The sequence below is a fragment of the Methylobacterium sp. E-065 genome (assembly GCF_022829605.1).
GTDB lineage: Bacteria > Pseudomonadota > Alphaproteobacteria > Rhizobiales > Beijerinckiaceae > Methylobacterium.
In genome coordinates this window covers 109,454-122,636 of record NZ_JAKSYD010000100.1, presented here as the reverse complement: position 1 = coordinate 122,636, position 13,183 = coordinate 109,454, and the positions used below count along the sequence as shown (strand labels likewise).

Genomic DNA, 13,183 nt, shown 5'->3' with positions numbered 1-13,183 from the left:
TGACCGTCAGTTCGCCCTGGCGTCGACATCCAAGCGATCGAGCACGAGGGCGGGCGAGCGCGCGGCGCCGAGGTCGATGAAGCCGATGCCCGCAGGCTCCTTGGCCTTGGCGTGCAGCACCAGCTTTCCGGGCTTCATCACGAACTGACCCATCGCGGCCCCGATCGCCTTGGCGGCGGGGCCGTTGCCGAGAATGATCGGAACCCCAAGCAGGCTGGCGGTGACGTATTCCTTGCGCAGCTCATCCGGCTTGAGGCTCAGGTCCTTCGCCTGCGCGGTCAGGAAGCGCTCGAACAGGCCGGCATTCTCGACCGTGAGATCGAGGTTCTTCGCGCTCCCCGAGAACATGAGCAGGGTCGCCGCCGGAAGCGTCCCCGAGAGAAGCTCCGGCCCGATGCCGCCGAGCGTTCCTGACAGGCGGATGGTGCCGATCTCGCGCCCCGAAACCGTGATGTCGCGCACCAGCAGATCACGCGCCTTCGCATCGACCGACGCGTCGGCGACGACGTCGAGGTCGATGTCACGATAGCCGTAGGCCGGAAGCATTCCGACGATCGGCTGACCGGCCAGCAGATCCGCGGGCAGGCTCAGGCCGGACAGGGTCAGACGGCTGCTGCTCGGCACGCCATCGCTGGGCGGACCGACGGCGAGGGTTGCCTCCCGCAGAGCGACCCGGCGACCCGTCGGCGGTACGACCGTGACCGCAAGGGGATCGCCGACCCGCGGCTCCGATGCCTTCGGATCCGCAGGCTTCCCCGCGTTGAGCCGGGCCGCCTCGGGGCCGGGCCCGCGCGGCGGACCCCGTCCATCCCGTTGGGGCGCATGGTCGAGTGTAGCCTCCGGCGGGAGTTCGATCGCCAGGTCGTTCAAGGTCAAATTGCCGATCTGCGGCGTCAGGCGGCGCATCTCGGTGTCGGAGAAACCAGCCCGGGCTGCCGGTTCCCCGGCGATGCCCTGCAGCGCAGCCACCGTGGGAGCCAGCGAGGCACCGGTCAGCGTCAAGCGGGCCAGCTGCGTGCGCAGGCTGCCCCGCGACAGGGACAGATCCTCCAGCCGCGTGCCGGCCTCCGGCCCCTCGGACGCGTAGGCGACCCGGCGGATCTCGAACAGCAACGGCCCCTTCGGATCGGCATCGCTGACGCTGAGGCCCTGCATCTCCAGGCTCCCCACCGTGGTCGCCTCAATCAAATCGGCAGCCGAGGCTGCGACGGCACGGCGATCGACGCCATCCTGGACTCCCCCGGCCACGATGGCGAAGGCGCCGTTCCAACCATCGGGGATCTGTCGGCCGCCCAGATCGCGCCCGTTCAGGCTCGCGATCTTCACGGTGGTCCCACGCGCATCCGCGTAGGTCACATCCGCGACTTGAATGGTTCCATAGACCCGCTGGATCGGGCCCTTGCCATCCCCGGCGACGGTGTAGAGCCGGCTGAGCGCCGCGAGGTCGAGATCCGTGGCGTGCAACTGACCGTAGGTTCCGGAACCGCGGTTCGGCCCGGAGACCACGCTGACGGTCGCACCCGCGGCCGTCAGCTCACCGACGCGGCCGGCCCGGACATCCCGGGCGACGACGTCGCGGTAGGTCACGGTCTGGCGGTTGTCCCCCGGCCCGGCATTCTCGGAGGTGAGCACCGGAACCGTCAGGCTGCCGGCATCGAGCCGCGCCAAGCGCTCGCTCCACGGGACCGCCGAGTCCGGGCGCAGGATCGCGGCCAGCTCATCCTTCGAAAGGCGCGTTCCGCTCGCTGTCAGCTTCGGCGCCTTGAGGAGCGTGCCGCCGAGGGGCAGGACGACATCGGTCACCGTCACGTCCTGAACCGCGGCGGCGCCCTCCTGCGCGGCGAGCGGCATTGGAAGCACGACAAGGCCGAGCAGCGCCGTGGCGCCGGCCGCCACCCAGGCCGACCAGACGGAGGATCGGGCCTTCGGATGGATCATGACAGGGTCCGGACCAAAGCGTTCACGCGAGTCCGACAGGCCTGACGCGTTTTGCCAGGCGAGGCAATCGCGCCCGTCGGATCACTGCGCCGAGCCCAGACGGGTGTCGCAAGCCGGCAACGGCCGGGGCCTCAGATCCCCGGGTCGGCGCGTTCACAAAGAGAAGGACGTGCCGCAGCCGCAGGACGCCGTAGCGAGCGGATTCTCGATCTTGAAGGACTGGCCGATCAGGTCGTTCACGAAGTCGATCGTCGAGCCGCTCATGTATTCCAGCGACACCGGATCGACCACGACGGTGGCACCGTTGCGCTCGATCGCGAAGTCCTGGGCCTCGCGGCTCCGGACGATGTCGAAGGCATAGGAAAAGCCCGAGCAGCCGCCGCCGTTGACGCTGATCCGCAGCGACGAGCCGGCGGGCTCGGCGACCATGATCTCGTTGATGCGCTTGGCGGCGCGATCGGTCAGGGTGATATCAGCCATTGGTCTCACGGCCACGCAATCGTTCGGTGGACGCCGCCGGAATGTTGTCCCGGGCGTCATCGCAGACAAGATATGGATCCTGAGCCTGCGCCGCAACGCGTCGGACGAGGAGAGAGCATGACCAGTTTGCGCGAGACAGCGGACGCGTTCCGTGCGGCCTAACGGCGAGCGCTGGCGCGCACCCTACGCGACGGATCCGGCTCGGACCCGGGGTCGGCTGATCCCGGAGGCCGGCTCGCCGACGCGCAGCGACTTCCAACGCGACCGGGACAGGATCATTCACTCGACCGCGTTCCGGCGCCTGAAGCACAAGACGCAGGTCTTCGTGCATCACGAGGGCGACCATTACCGGACCCGGTTGACCCATACCCTGGAGGTCAGCCAGATCGGCCGGGCTTTGGCGCGGGCGCTGGGGCTCGATGAGGATCTCGCGGAGGCGCTGGCGCTGAGTCACGACCTCGGCCACACCTGCTTCGGTCACACCGGCGAGGACGCCCTCGATGCCTGCATGGCCGGCCATGGCGGCTTCGACCACAATGCGCAGGCCCTACGGATCGTGACGCGCCTGGAGCGGCGCTACGCGGGGTTCGACGGGCTCAACCTCGCCTGGGAGACGCTGGAGGGACTGGTCAAGCACAACGGCCCGCTGCTCGACCCCGAGGGCAGGCCGACGCCGCGCTACAGAGAGCACGGCATTCCCGCTGCAATCCTCGAATACGACGCCCTGAATCCCCTCGACCTGTGGAGTCAGGCTGGTCCGGAAGCGCAAGCCGCGTCGCTCGCCGACGATATCGCCTATGCGGCCCATGATCTCGACGACGGCCTGCGGGCCGGGCTGTTCGAGATCCCGGAGCTGCAAGGCGTCCCGTTCCTGGCCGACCTGCTCGGGGAGATCGACCGGCTTCATCCCGGCCTGGAGCCGTCCCGCAAGATTCACGAGCTGGCGCGACGCGTGATCACCCGTTTCGTGGAGGATGTGATCCGCGAGGGCAGCCGCCGGATCGCGGCGCTCGACCCGCGCAGCGTCGAGGACATCCGCAGGGCCGGCGAACCGGTGATCGCATTCTCGCCCGAGATCGCCGCGGCCGACGCCGACATCATGCGCTTCCTGTGGGGGCGGATGTACCGACATCCCGGCGTCGTGGCCGTGCGCAACAAAGCCGACGCCATCGTCCGCGACCTGTTCGCTGCATTCACGACCGATCCGTCCCGCATGCCCGAAGAATGGAGCGCCGGCCTCGCCGATGCCTCGACCGCCCGGATCGCCCGCCGGGTCGCCGATTACATCGCCGGCATGACCGATACCTATGCGGTGCTGGCCCATCGCAAGCTCTACGACGCGACACCGGATCTGCATTGGGAATTGCCAAGCCGGGGCTTACCGCTCGCTGAGCCCTGATGGATTTGGTGCGGGCGCGGCACAGCGATTCAGCGCAGCTCATCGTCGGCAGACGTGGTGTCGCCGCTGGATGCTCAGATCCGAGCGACGGCGGTACGCGGTCTTGACCGGGAGCCGACCGGGAGCGTCGGCATCCCGGTCACGGCGCGGTTCAACGATCCGCCGATAGCGCGGCGTTGATCCAGATCAGCAGCCGCAGCCGTAACCGCCGTAGGTGGCCGGATAGCCGTAATCGTAGCCATATCCTCCATAGGCCGCAGGGTAGCCGTAGCCGCCGTAGCCGCCGTAACCGCCGTAACCGCCGTAGAGGCCGCCGGCAGCGAGGCCCAGTCCAAGGCCGAGTCCTGCACCCGCAAGCCCATACCCGAGACCGCGTCCGTAACCGTAGCCGTACCCGCGTCCATAGCCGTAGCCATAGCGACGGCCGTAGAAACCGCCGCGGGTACCGTAGCCCCCGGCGCGGAACCCGCCGTATCCGCCGCCATAATGTCCGCCGTGGAACCCGCCGCCCCGGAATCCACCTGCCTCCGCGGCCGGCGCGGCCAGCAAGAGGGCACAAACCGCAGAGCCGACAATCGTCAGGGTCTTCATCGATGTCTCCACGACCGGGGGTTCACGATCGACCGCGATGACACCGCCTTAAGTGCAATGAAACAAGACCTTTTCCGCACCGTCGGTAATCACCGCGCAGGGTGGCCTGTCTTAGCGAGCCGCGTGCCGGCCGTCCGCGATCGGGCCCGGGCTCACCCCAGGTGCCGTGACACCCTCCCGCCCCCTTGCTAGACGGCCGGAGCGGCCCCAGCCCGATCGAGCCGGGCGACGGGTTCCCCGCGAGCGAGACCGAGACCGATGAACATATTCGCCCTGTTCGAGGCGCGCGTGCGCGAGGCCGTCGAGGCGCTGACGCGCGCCGGCCAGCTGCCGGAGGGACTGGATCTCGGCCGCGTGGTCGTCGAGCCACCGCGCGACTCCGCCCATGGCGACCTCGCCACCAACGCGGCCCTGGTCCTGGCCAAGGAGTCGCGGACCAACCCGAAGGCCCTCGGCGAGGCGCTGGCTGCCGAACTGCGGACCGATTCGCGCATCTTGGAGGCCAGCGTCGCCGGTCCCGGCTTCATCAACCTACGGCTCGATCCCGCGATCTTCCACGCCGTGCTGCGCAGCGCGCTCACGGCGCCGGAGGCGTTCGGCCGGGCGCAGATGCCGGGTGGTCCAATCAATGTCGAGTACGTCTCGGCCAACCCCACCGGGCCGATGCATGTCGGCCACGGCCGGGGCGCCGTATTCGGCGACGCCCTGTGCAACCTGCTGGTCGCCGCCGGCCGGACGGTCACGCGGGAATACTACATCAACGACGCGGGCGCGCAGGTCGACGTGTTGGCCCGCTCGGCCTACCAGCGCTACTGCGAGGCGCTGGGTGAACCCTTCGTGATCGGGGAGGGCCTCTATCCGGGCGATTACCTGAAGCCCGTCGGCGCGAAGCTTGCCGAAACGCACGGGCGCACCCTTCTCGACCAGTCCGAGGCGGAATGGCTGCCGGTGGTGCGCGAGACGGCGCTCGCCATGATGATGGAGATGATCCGGGGCGATCTGGCGGCGATCGGCATCAGGCACGACGTGTTCTTCTCGGAGCGGACGCTTCAGGACAGCGGCGCCGTGAAGGCGCTCCTCCAGGAATTGCGTGAGCGCGGGCTGGTCTACGAGGGCCGTCTACCGCCACCGAAGGGCCAGCTCCCCGAGGATTGGGAGGATCGCGAGCAGACGCTGTTCCGCACCAAGGAATTCGGCGACGACAGCGATCGGCCGTTGCTGAAGTCCGACGGGTCCTACACCTATTTCGCTTCCGATATCGCCTATCACCGGGCGAAGTACCTCGCGGGCGCCACCGAGTTGATCGACGTGCTCGGCGCCGACCATGGCGGCTACGTCAAGCGCATGCAGGCTGCCGTGAAGGCCGTGAGCGACGGCAAGGCGACGCTCGACGTCAAACTCTGCCAGCTCGTGCGGCTGTTGCGCGCAGGCGAGCCGGTGAAGATGTCGAAGCGGGCCGGCGAGTTCGTCACCCTGCGCGACGTCATCGACGAGGTCGGTCGCGACGCGATCCGCTTCATGATGCTCTATCGCAAGAACGACGCGACGCTGGATTTCGACCTCGCCAAGGTGGTCGAGCAGTCGAAGGACAATCCGGTCTTCTACGTGCAGTACGCCCACGCCCGGGTGCGTTCGGTCCAGCGGCAGGCGCGCGAGGCGTTTCCGGACGCCGACCTGTCCCCGTCCGGCCTCCTCGGCGAGGCGGCGTTCGACCTGCTCACCGATTCCGGTGAGGCCGAGATGATGCGGCTGATCGCCCAGTACCCGCGGGTGCTTGAGTCGGCCGCCGCCGCCCATGAACCGCACCGAATTGCCTTCCACCTCTACGAAATCGCGTCTGCGCTTCATAGTTTCTGGAACAAGGGCAAAGACTTGCCGCAATTACGGTTTGTTAATGCAACCGATCGAAAGTCCACCTGGGCCCGGCTTGCGCTCGCCGAATCACTTCGGAGCACGCTCGCCGCGGGCCTCGCGGTACTTGGTGTGACCGCGCCGGACGAGATGCGATAGGTCTGATACCAGCGGGCCTCCGACCGGCGCTGATGTGAGGATGCTGCCATGACGAACGCTTCGCGCGCTCAGGTCGATTTGGACGCCCTCGCGCGCGATCTGCACCCGGAGAAACCCCGGGGGCAGGGCACGGGCAAGGTCGACCCCCTGGCCGAACTGGCCCGGATCGTCGGGCAGGACGATCCTTTCCGCGCGCTGTTGGCCGCCCGCGATCAGATGCGTGCCGTGGCACCCGTTGAGCCGCAGCATGCCTGGAACGGACGGGTCGAGCCGAGTTTCGCCCCTGAGCCCGTCAAGGCCTCGCCGGCCGACGCCTTCGATCAGTATCTCGCCTCCGTCGAGCGCGACACGCATGAGGAGGCGCCGTACGCCCATACCGGCGTGGCCGCTGCGGATGTCGCCGATGACGCCTACGCGGAGGACCGCCCGCTGCGGCGCACTAACCCTCGGCGCAGGCTGCTGTCCGTCGGCGCCGGGATCGCCGTCGTGGCGGTCGCGGTGACGGGGGCGCTCACCTACAAGGGTCTGAACAACACCGGGCACGGGGGTGTGCCGGTCGTGCAGGCCGATACGACCCCCATGAAGGTCGCGCCCAAGGTCGCCGACGGCGTCGAGATCCCCGATCAGAACCGGCAGATCTACGATCCGAAGGGCAAGAAGGACGGCCAGATCAAGATCGTGAACCGCGAGGAGCAGCCCCTCGACGTCGCCGAGGCGGCGCGCGCGGCGCAGGGCCCCTCGCTCGGCGGAGCCAACCAGGGCGGAACGACACCGGGCAACAGCCCGTTCGAGGCGTTCGGCGAACCCAGGCGGGTGCGCACCGTCGCGGTGAAGCCCGAGGGGCCGCCCGCGGCGCCGGCCCGCGAGGCACAGGCCGATGCGGGCCCGTCGCCTATCCCCACAATGGTGCTGCCCACGGACGAGCCGCCGGCTCCCCCGGTGTCCAGGGCCAAGCCCGGACGCCAGGCAGCCGCAAGCGCGCCGCCGGCGCTGTCCACCCCCGTCGAAGCTGCGCCAGCCCCGACGCCCGTCGAGGCGCCGCCGTCCAAGCCCGTGGCCGTGAAGCCGCCGCCGAAGGCCGCCCAGCGCGTCGCCACCGCGGGTCCGGCCTCCATCCCGGATACGACGGCAAGCACCACGGCGGCCGACGATGCGCCCGTGACCAGCGGCTCGGTGAGCGGGTTCTCGGTTCAGCTCGGCGTCCGCGGCTCGGCCGCGGAGGCGCGGGCCGCTCTGCATCAGTTGCAGGGTAAGTACAGCCAGCTCGCCGGCAAGCCGGAGTTGATCCGCCAGGCGGAGGTCGGCGGCAAGACGATCTTCCGGGTGCGCGTCGGGCCGCTGGAAAAGGCTGCGGCGTCCAGCCTGTGCAGCTCGCTGCAGAGTGCCGGCGGCCAATGCTTCGTCGCGAAGAACTGACACGCCAAGGCGCCCCATTCCGCAGAACGTCGGGATGGGGCGGAAAGGGGCCAGGGCCGATTCTGACGCGGACGTCGTCGACGCCGAGCCCGACAGGCGATCCCCGATCCGAGCAGGTTAGGCTCGTCGGATCAAAGGGGTCTGATTAAGCGGGAGCCCGGGCCGCGCCGCAGCGGTCTCGGATACCCGCGCCGTACGCGTCGCCCGCTCCGAGTCCCGGCGGCAACACCTGCGGCTCGCGCGCTCGATCGTGGTGTCTTTCCGCCGATTCGACTTGCCGGCTCCTCGTTCCCGCCCGAGTCTGGGCCGATCGGGTCGGCCCGATCCAGCGTGTCTCGTCGTCGCCATTCACCGAGTTCTTTCGAGACGTCCCGATGACCTCCCGTGCTCTTATTCTCGGCTGCGCCGGCAAGTCGCTCTCCCCCGAAGAGGCGGCGTTCTTCCGCGACGTCCAGCCCTGGGGCTTCATCCTGTTCAAGCGGAATATCGGCACGCCCGAGGAAGTGCGGGCCCTGACGGACGCCCTGCGCGCCTGCCTGGGGCGCACGCTGGCGCCGATCCTGATCGACCAGGAGGGCGGCCGGGTCCAGCGGATGGGGCCGCCGCACTGGCCAGCCTATCCAGCGGGCGGTCGCTACGGTCGGCTAAATGGCAGCGCCACGGCGGTCGCGCGCCTCGGAGCGCGCCTGATGGCGCATGATCTCGCGGAGGTCGGCATCAACGTGGATTGCGCGCCGGTCCTCGACGTTCCGGCGCCGGGCTCCCACGACATCATCGGAGATCGGGCCTACGGGACGAATCCCGATTCCGTCGCCGCGATTGCGCGGGCGGTCGCCGAGGGCCTGATGGCCGGCGGCGTCCTCCCGGTGATGAAGCATATCCCGGGGCACGGCCGCGCCGCGTGCGACAGCCACCACGGGCTGCCGGTCGTCGAGGCCAGCCGCGAGGCGCTGGCGGCACAGGACTTCCGGCCGTTTCGGGCACTCGCCGATCTGCCGATGGCGATGAGTGCGCACGTCGTTTTCACCGCCATCGATCCCGAGCGGCCGGCCACGCAGTCCCCTACTGTCATCCGAGACGTGATCCGCGGCGCGATCGGCTTCGACGGCCTGCTGATGACCGATGATCTGTCGATGCATGCCCTGACCGGGACGTTCCGCGAACGAACCGAGCGTGCCTTCGCGGCGGGTATCGATATCGGGCTCCACTGCAACGGTGCGATGGACGAAATGCGTGCGGTCGCCGAGGCGGTCCCGCTCCTGGCTGGGCGCGCCGCTGAGCGGGCTGCCGCTGCCCTGGGGCGCCTCGCTCCAACCGGCGACGGCTTAGACGTGCCGCAGGCGCGGGCGCAGTTCGCGGCGGCCCTCGCGGCCGCCTGAACCGCGGCCTTCCACCGCGGATCTCCCGCGGCCTTCCACCGCCCCTGGCACCGCCCGTGCTTGTGTTCGGGCGGCGTGATCCCTAGGTTCGCCCCGAATTCCTCACCCGGACGTGGCGTCCCGCTCCCGCTTCGTCGGGGCGCACGCAGGAGGTTGCCATGGGCAGCATGAGTATCTGGCACTGGGTCATCGTCGCGGTCATCGTGATGCTGCTCTTCGGGCGCGGCAAGGTCTCCGACCTGATGGGTGACGTCGCCAAGGGCATCAAGGCGTTCAAGAAGGGCATGGCCGAGGACGAGACGCCCCCGGCGAGCCCGACCGTGGTGCCGCCGAGCGAGCCCGTCCGCACGATCCCGCACACCGCCGAGACCAGCCCCGGCACCGCCATTCCGGCGAGCCACATTCCCGGCGGCGAACGCAAGCCGGTCTGAGCGGCGGGACGGTCTTTGGGACTGTCTTGAAGCGTTCGCTGGTGTAGAGCCTGACGGGGGCCGGGCTGCGGTTCGGTTCCCAGGGCAGCAGGACCGTCGACGACATGCTGGACATGAGTTGGGGCGAGGTGATGCTGATCGGCGGCGTCGCCCTCATCGTCATCGGGCCGAAGGACCTGCCGAAGGCGTTGCGTACCGTGGGGCAGATCACGTCGAAGCTGCGCCGCATGGCCGGCGAGTTCCAGATGCAGTTCAACGAGGCGATCCGCGAGGCCGAACTCGACGAGGTTCGCCGCGAGGTCGACGGGATTCGCAACACCGTGCGCGGCGCGGGCTCGACCTTCAATCCCGTCCAGACGATCCGCGACGAGTTGAAGGGCGCCGTCGAAGGCCGGACCAAGGTCGGACCGGAAAAGCTCGGTCCCCCGCTGCCCGAAGCCGACACGCGCTCGCTGGCCGAGGCCACGGCGCAGTTGAAGGCCGAGCAGGACGCTGCTCCTGCCTTGGCCGAACCGGCGCCAGCCGAGACCAGAACGCACCCGGATTCGCACGCGGCAGCCGCGGATGTTCCGCTTCCGGTGCCCGGCTCGGTCGAGGACCCGTTCGGGCCGCCGGCGGAGCCGGTCGCCAGCCATGACGCTCCAATTGATCCGAAGAACGGCGCCGCCGCCCTATGAGCACCGACGCCGATGAGGCCGAGATCGAAGCCTCCCGGGCTCCGTTGCTCGAACACTTGATCGAGCTGCGTGCGCGCCTGATCAAGTCTCTCATCGCCTTCGTGGTGATGTTCTTCGCGTGCTTCTTCTTCTCGCGCGACATCTATAACGTGTTGGTCTACCCCTACACCTCGGTGGTGGGGGCGGCGAACGCGGAGCTGATCGCGACCCATTTTCTCGAGCAGGTGTTCACCAACATCAAGCTCAGCGTCTTCGGCGCAGCGTTCCTGGCCTTCCCGGTGATCGCCACCCAGATCTACGCCTTCGTGGCGCCAGGCCTTTACCGCAACGAGCGCAAGGCCTTCCTGCCCTACCTCGTGGCAACGCCGATCTTCTTCCTGCTCGGCGCACTCGTGGTCTTCTTCCTGGCGATGCCGCTGCTGATCAAGTTCTCAGTCTCGCTCCAGCAAGTGGGCGTGGCCGGCGAGCCGACGATCAAGCTGATGCCCAAGGTCGACGAATACCTCTCGTTGATCATGACGCTGATCTTCGCCTTCGGCATCGCGTTCCAGCTGCCCGTCATCCTCACCCTGTTGGGTCAGATCGGCATCATCGATGCGGCGTTCCTGCGCGAGAAGCGGCGCTACGCCATCGTGCTGGTCTTCGTCGCCGCGGCCGTGCTCACGCCGCCCGACGTGATCTCTCAGCTCTCGCTCGCCCTGCCAATGCTGATCCTTTACGAGGCCTCCATATTCTCGGTGGCCCGCGTCGAGAAGCTGCGCGCGGCCCGGCGGGTCGAGGAGGGGTTGGATCCGTAGGGCGTTCTCGGCTTAGTCCGGAGACCGGAGTCGGTAGCCGACGCCGGTCTCCGTGAGCAGGTAGCGCGGCCGCTCCGGGTCGGGCTCCAGCTTCTGCCGCAGCTGGCGGATATAAACGCGCAGGTATTGCGGGTCTGAGGAGGCCGGCGCGTGGCGCATAAGTTGGGCGTGCGTCAGCACCTTGCCGGCATGCTGCACGAGCACGCGCAGGAATTCATATTCCCGCGGCGACAGCTTTACCTCGCGCTCGCCCACCCGCACGATCCGGCGCACGAGATCGACCGACAACTCGTCGAGGCGGAACACCGGCCGCTCGCCCTGCATGGCCAAGCGATGCCGGAGCGCCGTGCGAATGCGCGCGAGCAGCTCGTTCATGCCGAACGGCTTGGTCACGTAATCGTCCGCCCCGAGATCCAGGGCCTCGACCTTCCCGCGCTCGTCGTCGCGGCTCGACAGGATCAGGACCGGCAGATCCGGCCAACGCTCGCGAATCGCCGCGAGCAGCGCATGGCCGGCCATGTCGGGCAACCCGAGATCGAGGATCACGAGATCAATGCCACCCGTCTCCAGGCTCGCGAGCGCTGCGGCACCGTCGCCGGCCTCGACGATCGCGTAGCCCTGCGTGCCAAGGCCGGTCCGCAGCAGGCGCCGGATCGGCGGCTCGTCGTCGATGACCAGGATGCTGGCTGAGGCGGTCATTCCACCCGCAGCAGCACGTGCCGCTTCTTGCCGAAGGACAGCTTGATGACGCCGTCGCTCGTCAGGTCGCCCTGGCCGAGCGTAGCTTTCTCGTCGGTGACCGGCACGTCGTTGATCCGCAGGCCCCCGCCCTTGATCTGGCGTCGCGCCTCGCTGGTCGAGGGCACGAGCTTGGCGATGTCGGGCCCGAAGGCCGTGAGCACCCCGAGGCCGGCCTCTAAAATGGTCGCCGGAACGATCACGGTCGGCAGGTCGGCTGCGAGCGTGCCCTCAACGAAGGTTTTCCGCGCGGTCTCGGCCGCCGCTTCGGCCACCTCGCGGCCGTGCATCAGCGCCGTGGCCTCCGTGGCCAGCACCATCTTGGCGGCGTTAATCTCGGATCCGGCGAGCGCCGCAAGCCGGGCGATCTCGTCCATCGGCAGCAGGGTGAACAGCTTGAGGAAGCGGGCGACGTCGGCATCCTCCGTGTTCCGCCAGAACTGCCAGTAATCGTAGGGCTTCAGCATGTCCGGGTTGAGCCAGACGGCGCCCGCGGCGGTCTTGCCCATCTTGGCGCCCGACGATGTGGTCAGGAGCGGGCAGGTCAGCGCGTAGAGCTGCGGCGCGCCCATGCGACGGCCGAGATCTATGCCGTTGACGATGTTGCCCCACTGGTCCGAGCCACCCATCTGCATCACGCAGCCATAGCGGCGGTTCAGCTCCACGAAGTCGTAGGATTGCAGGATCATGTAGTTGAATTCCAGGAACGAGAGTTCCTGGTCGCGGTCCAGGCGCAGGCGCACGCTGTCCATCGACAGCATGCGGTTCACCGAGAAATGGCGGCCGACGTCGCGCAACATCTCGATGTAGTTGAGCTTGGTCAGCCACTCGGCGTTGTCGACCATCACGGCGTCGTTGCCAGTCTCGCCGAAGCGCAGGAACCGGTCGAAGGTCTGGCGGATCTCGGCCTTGTTGGCGTCGATCTGCTCGACGGTGAGAATTTTTCGGGTCTCGTCGCGACCGGACGGGTCGCCGACCCGGGTCGTGCCGCCGCCCATCAGGGCGATCGGTTTTCCCCCGGTGGCCTGCAACCAGTGCAGCATCATGATCGACAGCAGATGCCCGACATGGAGCGAGGGCGCCGTGCAATCGTAGCCGACATAGGTGGTCAACCGGCCTTCGAGCGCGGCCGCGTCGATCCCAGCGAGGTCCGAGGTCTGGTGGATATAGCCGCGCTCGGTCAGGATCCGGAGGAAATCGGATTTCGGCGCAAAGCTCTCGGCAGTCATGGCTACAATCTCGGGTCGCGTGCTGGCGCGACAGGCCGAGGCCCCGCATGCTAGCTCGCGCTGGGTTCAGGATACGGCGCGCTCTTAGCAGGGCGTTG

The 13,183-nt window shown here is 68.5% G+C and carries 12 protein-coding genes; 7 read left to right on the top strand and 5 right to left on the bottom strand.

Annotated features, from left to right (window positions below; translation table 11 throughout):
• Positions 1 to 6: 6 nt before the first annotated feature.
• Entirely contained in the window at positions 7 to 1,938 is a 1,932-nt protein-coding gene (locus tag MKK84_RS10770) for a hypothetical protein (protein WP_243919544.1), read from the bottom strand.
• A gap of 153 nt (positions 1,939 to 2,091) precedes the next feature.
• Positions 2,092 to 2,418 (bottom strand): HesB/IscA family protein, encoded by a 327-nt coding sequence (locus tag MKK84_RS10765; RefSeq protein ID WP_243919543.1) that lies wholly within the window; start codon positions 2,416 to 2,418, stop codon positions 2,092 to 2,094.
• 151 nt (positions 2,419 to 2,569) lie between these two features.
• Here MKK84_RS10765 and MKK84_RS10760 point away from each other — a divergent pair, with 151 nt between their 5' ends.
• The gene (locus tag MKK84_RS10760) at positions 2,570 to 3,817 is read left to right on the top strand and encodes a deoxyguanosinetriphosphate triphosphohydrolase (RefSeq protein ID WP_243919541.1); all 1,248 of its coding nucleotides are present in this window, start codon (positions 2,570 to 2,572) and stop codon (positions 3,815 to 3,817) included.
• A gap of 186 nt (positions 3,818 to 4,003) precedes the next feature.
• On the opposite strand, the gene MKK84_RS10755 is transcribed toward MKK84_RS10760, so the two are convergent.
• The gene (locus tag MKK84_RS10755) at positions 4,004 to 4,408 is read right to left on the bottom strand and encodes a hypothetical protein (RefSeq protein ID WP_243919539.1); all 405 of its coding nucleotides are present in this window, start codon (positions 4,406 to 4,408) and stop codon (positions 4,004 to 4,006) included.
• Between the two features lie 258 nt (positions 4,409 to 4,666).
• Between MKK84_RS10755 and argS the strand changes: the two genes are divergently transcribed.
• From argS to tatC, 6 genes are all read left to right on the top strand, one after another.
• Positions 4,667 to 6,418 carry an arginine--tRNA ligase gene (gene argS, locus MKK84_RS10750; protein WP_243919537.1) on the top strand — a complete coding sequence of 584 codons (1,752 nt, stop codon included), beginning with the start codon at positions 4,667 to 4,669 and terminating at the stop codon, positions 6,416 to 6,418.
• Positions 6,419 to 6,466: 48 nt separating this feature from the next.
• Positions 6,467 to 7,834: an SPOR domain-containing protein gene (locus MKK84_RS10745; RefSeq protein ID WP_243919535.1), complete on the top strand. Its 1,368-nt coding sequence runs from the start codon at positions 6,467 to 6,469 to the stop codon at positions 7,832 to 7,834.
• Between the two features lie 374 nt (positions 7,835 to 8,208).
• A complete protein-coding gene (nagZ, locus tag MKK84_RS10740) occupies positions 8,209 to 9,213 on the top strand; it encodes a beta-N-acetylhexosaminidase (protein WP_243919530.1) in 1,005 nt (334 codons plus the stop codon).
• A 158-nt stretch (positions 9,214 to 9,371) separates the two neighbouring features.
• On the top strand, positions 9,372 to 9,644 hold the full coding sequence (locus MKK84_RS10735; protein ID WP_243919529.1) for a twin-arginine translocase TatA/TatE family subunit: 273 nt from the start codon (positions 9,372 to 9,374) through the stop codon (positions 9,642 to 9,644).
• Positions 9,645 to 9,748: 104 nt separating this feature from the next.
• Positions 9,749 to 10,321 (top strand): Sec-independent protein translocase protein TatB, encoded by a 573-nt coding sequence (gene tatB, locus MKK84_RS10730; protein ID WP_243919528.1) that lies wholly within the window; start codon positions 9,749 to 9,751, stop codon positions 10,319 to 10,321.
• Entirely contained in the window at positions 10,318 to 11,118 is an 801-nt protein-coding gene (gene tatC, locus MKK84_RS10725; protein WP_243919521.1) for a twin-arginine translocase subunit TatC, read from the top strand. The genes tatB and tatC overlap by 4 nt, the downstream gene beginning before the upstream one ends.
• 12 nt (positions 11,119 to 11,130) lie before the next feature.
• Here the strand turns inward: tatC and MKK84_RS10720 are convergent, their stop codons facing one another.
• Entirely contained in the window at positions 11,131 to 11,817 is a 687-nt protein-coding gene (locus MKK84_RS10720) for a response regulator (RefSeq protein ID WP_243919514.1), read from the bottom strand.
• Positions 11,814 to 13,085: a tyrosine--tRNA ligase gene (tyrS, locus tag MKK84_RS10715; protein ID WP_243919513.1), complete on the bottom strand. Its 1,272-nt coding sequence runs from the start codon at positions 13,083 to 13,085 to the stop codon at positions 11,814 to 11,816. Before tyrS ends, MKK84_RS10720 begins: the two co-directional genes overlap by 4 nt.
• Positions 13,086 to 13,183: the final 98 nt, after the last annotated feature.